Source organism: Actinoplanes sp. NPDC051633 (genome assembly GCF_040681735.1).
Lineage (GTDB): Bacteria > Actinomycetota > Actinomycetes > Mycobacteriales > Micromonosporaceae > Actinoplanes.
Genome location: NZ_JBFAZH010000696.1, coordinates 1 through 4,192 on the forward strand (window position 1 = coordinate 1; position 4,192 = coordinate 4,192).

Genomic DNA, 4,192 nt, shown 5'->3' on the forward strand with positions numbered 1-4,192 from the left:
CGACCGTCGCGGCCGGTGACGGCGTCCACGAGCACGCGTCGCCGAGGCAGAACGTCGGGGCGCTGCCGCCCAGCACGGCACACACCACCGTCGCGAGCGCGCCGGCCGCGGCCGTACCCAGAATCGCGGAGCGCCGGCCGACCGCGAGATCGACGATCAGAACGAGCACCGCGGCGGCGGCCGCCGCGTAGAGCGGCAGCAAGCTCGCGTGCCCCACCGACTGGATCATCGCAACGCCTCCGTCAGCGCGCCGATCGGGTCGCCCGTCGCGCCCAGCACCAGCGCCGGGACCAGGCCGATCAGCAGGGCGAGCAGGATCAGCGGCGACCAGGCCACCCACTCGACGCGGGCGACACGTGCCGGGAAGTCGAGGACGGCGGGTCCGTGGGTGACCCGGCGGAGCAGGCGCAGGAAGTAGGCGGCGGTGAGCGCACCACCGGCGGCGGCGAGCACGGCGAGCGTGATCCACAGTGGTCCGCCGCGTTCGACGGCGGCGACCACCGCGAACGCCTCACCCCAGAACCCGGCCAGGCCCGGCAGGCCGAGGGAAGCGACCGCCGCGAAGCCGAGCAGCCCGGCGAGCCGGGGCGCCGTCTCCCGCAGGCCGCCCAGCTCGGCGAGCAGGCCGGTGTGCGCGCGGTCCTTGATGGCGCCGGCCAGGAAGAACAGCAGGCCGGTGATGACGCCGTGCGCGATGTTGCCGATCAGCGCGGCCTGCACCCCGGTCACCGTCAGCGTCGCGATCCCGAGCAGCACGAAGCCCATGTGACCGACACTGGAGTAGGCGATCAGCCGTTTCAGCTCGGTCTGCCGCAGGCACACCAGCGACCCCACGATGATCGCCGCGACGGCCAGGATCGCCAGCACCGGCGCGGCCCACGCGGCACCCTGCGGCGCGACGCCCACACCGACCCGGATCAGGCCGTAGGTGCCCATCTTCAGCAGCACGCCGGCCAGCATCACGCTGCCGACGGTCGGCGCCTCGGTGTGCGCGTCGGGCAGCCAGGTGTGCAGCGGCCACAGCGGCGCCTTCACCGCGAAGGCCACCGCGAACAGCACGAACGCCAGGTACTGCGTGCCGCGCGACAGGCCGAGACCGCCGGCCAGGGCGAGGATGTCGGCGGTGTCCGCGGCGACCACGACGGTGATCACGCCGAGCAGCAGCAGCACCGAGCCGAACAGCGTGTAGAGCACGAACTTCCGCGCCGCACGCCGCCGATCGGGCCCGCCCCAGCCGGCGATGATCGCGTACATCGGCAGCAGCACGACCTCGAAGAACACGAAGAACAGGACCAGGTCGAGCGCGAGGAAGGTGCCGAGGATGCCGGCTTCCAGGACCAACAACAGAGAGATGAGGGTACGAGTGCCGCTGCCGTTCTTGACGGCCGTGTAGACGCAGCAGAGCAGGGTGAGAAGTCCGGTGAGGACGATCAGCGGATACGAGATCCCGTCGACCCCGAGATGGAACCGGATGTCCAGGGCCGGCACCCACGGCAGGTCCACCTGCCCCCACGGCAGCACCGGCGACCGCGTCCCGGGCGTGTAGGCGAACCAGCCCCGCGGCATCTCCCGCGGAATCACCAGCAGCACGGCGAGAACGAAGGTCACCGCGGCCGCGACGATCCCGGCCACCCTGGCCGCCCGGGCGGGGAGCAGGGCGATCAGCGCCGCCGCGAGGGCCGGCACCGCGACCACGGCGATGAGCAGAACGCCCGAGCCGTCGACGGCCGGGCCGGCCAGATAGTCCCTCACGCGCCCGCCCCCCAGATCGCCGCGACCACACCGAGCAGCAGCGCACCGGTGAAGACGGCCACCGCGGCCCGCGGCAGGGCGGTCCGGTGCGCGGCGCTCAGCAGCGTGCCGAGTGCCGTCGTGGTCACGCCGGTGCCCTCCACCGCGCCGTCCACCACCCGCTCGTCGACCGTCTTGAGCGCACCGGCCAGCGCCCGGACCGGCCGGACCACCAGCCGATCCTGCACCGCGTCGAGGTGAAATCCGCTGGCCAGCAACGGCCGGGCCCGGCCCAGCGCGACCACCGGATCCACGCCCGGGACCGCGTTCCACAGCCACCAGGCCGCGGTCGCCCCGGTCAGCAGCAGCACCATCGGCAGGATGATCGCGACATCGAGGTGCGGCTGCTCGAGCTCGAGCGCCGACCGGAAGCCGGGGGCGAACGCGGCCAGCCCGAGCAGCGCCGCCGGCACGGACAGCACGAGCACCGGCCAGCGCATCAGCCGCGGCGGGTCGTGCGGGGTGCCCGGGCGGTCGTACCGGGCGTCGTCGAAGCCGACCTCCCAGTCGGGCCCGCTCGGCCCATACGCGCGGTACGAGCCGAAGAAGGCGCGCAGCAGCAGCCGCATCGCATACCAGGCGGTGATCAGCACGCCGGCCAGCGCCGCCACCCAGACGATCCAGGCAGTCCAGACGGGAATCGGCTCGCCGCCCTCCGTGGCGTGCGCCGCCGCGACCAGGACGTTCTCCTTCGACCAGAAGCCGGCCAGCGGCGGCAGCCCGGCCAGCGCGCCCAGCCCGATCACGAACGACCAGAACGTCACCGGCATCGTGCGCCGCAGCCCGCCCATCCGGGAGAGGTAGTTGGTGCCGACCGCGTGGATGACCGCGCCCGCGGCCAGGAACAGCAGCGCCTTGAACGCGGCGTGGGTGAGCAGGTGGAACAGCGCGGCGGCGGGCGAGCCGACGGCGAGCGCCCCGGTCATGTAGCCGATCTGCGACACGGTCGACCAGGCCAGCACGCGCTTCAGATCGTCCTGGGCCATCGCGGAGAGCCCGCCGAGCAGGAGCGTGATCGCGGCCATCACACCGAGCGTTGCGAGCGCGGCCGGGGACTGCTCGAAGAGCGGGTAGAGCCGGAACACCACGTAGACACCGGCCGCGACCATGGTGGCGGCGTGGATCAGGGCGGAGATCGGGGTCGGGCCGGCCATCGCGTCCGGCAGCCAGGTGTGCAGCGGGAACTGCGCGCTCTTGCCCGCCACCCCGGCCAGGATCAGCAGCAGCGCGGCGGTCAGCGTGCCGGCGTCGTAGTCGTGGCCGAGGACCTCGTCGATCCGGAAGGTGCCCGCCGCGACACCGAGCACCGCGATGCCGAGCAGGAATCCGACGTCGCCGACCCGGGTGACCAGGAACGCCTTGACCGCGGCGGCGGGCGCCTCGGGCAGCCGCCGGTCGTGGCCGATCAGCAGGTACGAGCAGAGACCCATCACCTCCCAGCCGATCAGGAGCAGGATCAGGTCACCGGAGGTCACGACGAGCAGCATCGCGCCGGTGAAGAGGGAGACCTGCGCGGCGTACGGGGCGTAGCGGGGGTCGTCGTGCAGGTAGGCGATCGAGTAGATCTGCACGGCCAGGGCGACCACGGCGACGGCGACGCAGATGTAGAACGCGGCGGGCCCGGCCGAGAACGCCAGGGTCACGTCGAGGTCGCCGAGGCGTACCCAACTGATCTGTCCCTCGATGACGTCGTCGGCGACGATCACCCAGAACACCGAGAGGACGAGCGCGACGAACGCGCCGGTGACGCCGAGCGCGGCGGCGAGCCGGCGCCTGCCCCGATCGCCCGGCCGCAGCAGGAGGCCGATCAGACCCAGGAGCAGGGGTACGCCCGGCAGCGCACTGACGATCATCGGGCTTCTTCCAGCGCGACCTCGTCGATCGCGACCAGCCTCTTCAGGCGGTAGAGCTGCAGCACGATGGCCAGCCCCACGCCCACCTCCGCGGCGGCCAGCACGATGACGAACAGCGTGAACACCGCCCCGGCGTGCGGCGCGACCGAGGTCGTCGTGACGTCGGCGGTGACGAAGACCAGGTTCACCGCGTTCAGCATCAGCTCGACGGCCATCAGCACGAGGACCGCGTTGCGCCGGCGCAGGACGCCGTAGACGCCGAGGCCGAACAGCAATGCCGCGACCACGTACGGGATCACCGCATGCATCTACGCGTCCTCCTTCGCCCGGATGTCGGGCCGCGACAGCACGATCGCGCCGACGAGCGCCGCCAGCAGCAGGATCGACACCACCTCGAAGGGCAGCACCCAGGCACCGAAGATCTGCGCGCCCATCCGCTCGGCCGTGCCCGCCTCGGGCAGCGGGTAGATCGTCCAGCGGAACGCGTCGACCAGCAGTGCGGCCAGGCCGAGGCCGACCCCGGCGCCGACCAGCAGGGCCGGCCAGAC

4 protein-coding genes and 1 pseudogene are annotated in these 4,192 nt (G+C 72.7%); all 5 read right to left on the reverse strand.

Translation table 11 applies throughout. The features are described 5' to 3' along the window. Positions 1 to 229: pseudogene (locus AB0M20_RS29975) on the reverse strand (NADH-quinone oxidoreductase subunit N); the annotation flags it as partial. Further along, complete coding sequence (locus tag AB0M20_RS29980; RefSeq protein WP_364303674.1) at positions 226 to 1,752, reverse strand: NADH-quinone oxidoreductase subunit M; 1,527 nt, start codon at positions 1,750 to 1,752, stop codon at positions 226 to 228. The gene AB0M20_RS29980 and the pseudogene AB0M20_RS29975, both read right to left, overlap by 4 nt. Further along, positions 1,749 to 3,644 (reverse strand): NADH-quinone oxidoreductase subunit L, encoded by a 1,896-nt coding sequence (locus AB0M20_RS29985; protein WP_364303675.1) that lies wholly within the window; start codon positions 3,642 to 3,644, stop codon positions 1,749 to 1,751. Before AB0M20_RS29985 ends, AB0M20_RS29980 begins: the two co-directional genes overlap by 4 nt. Further along, a complete protein-coding gene (gene nuoK, locus AB0M20_RS29990) occupies positions 3,641 to 3,952 on the reverse strand; it encodes an NADH-quinone oxidoreductase subunit NuoK (RefSeq protein ID WP_364303676.1) in 312 nt (103 codons plus the stop codon). The genes AB0M20_RS29985 and nuoK overlap by 4 nt, the downstream gene beginning before the upstream one ends. Then, positions 3,953 to 4,192 (reverse strand): NADH-quinone oxidoreductase subunit J (locus AB0M20_RS29995; protein ID WP_364303677.1); only part of this gene is annotated, 240 nt, incomplete at its 5' end.

What these genes read in the sequence shown, in the direction of transcription:
- nuoK (WP_364303676.1), bottom strand. Translation starts at nt 3,952, where the DNA reads ATGCATGCGGTGATCCCGTACGTGGTCGCGGCATTGCTGTTCGGCCTC.
- AB0M20_RS29985 (WP_364303675.1), bottom strand. Translation starts at nt 3,644, where the DNA reads ATGATCGTCAGTGCGCTGCCGGGCGTACCCCTGCTCCTGGGTCTGATC.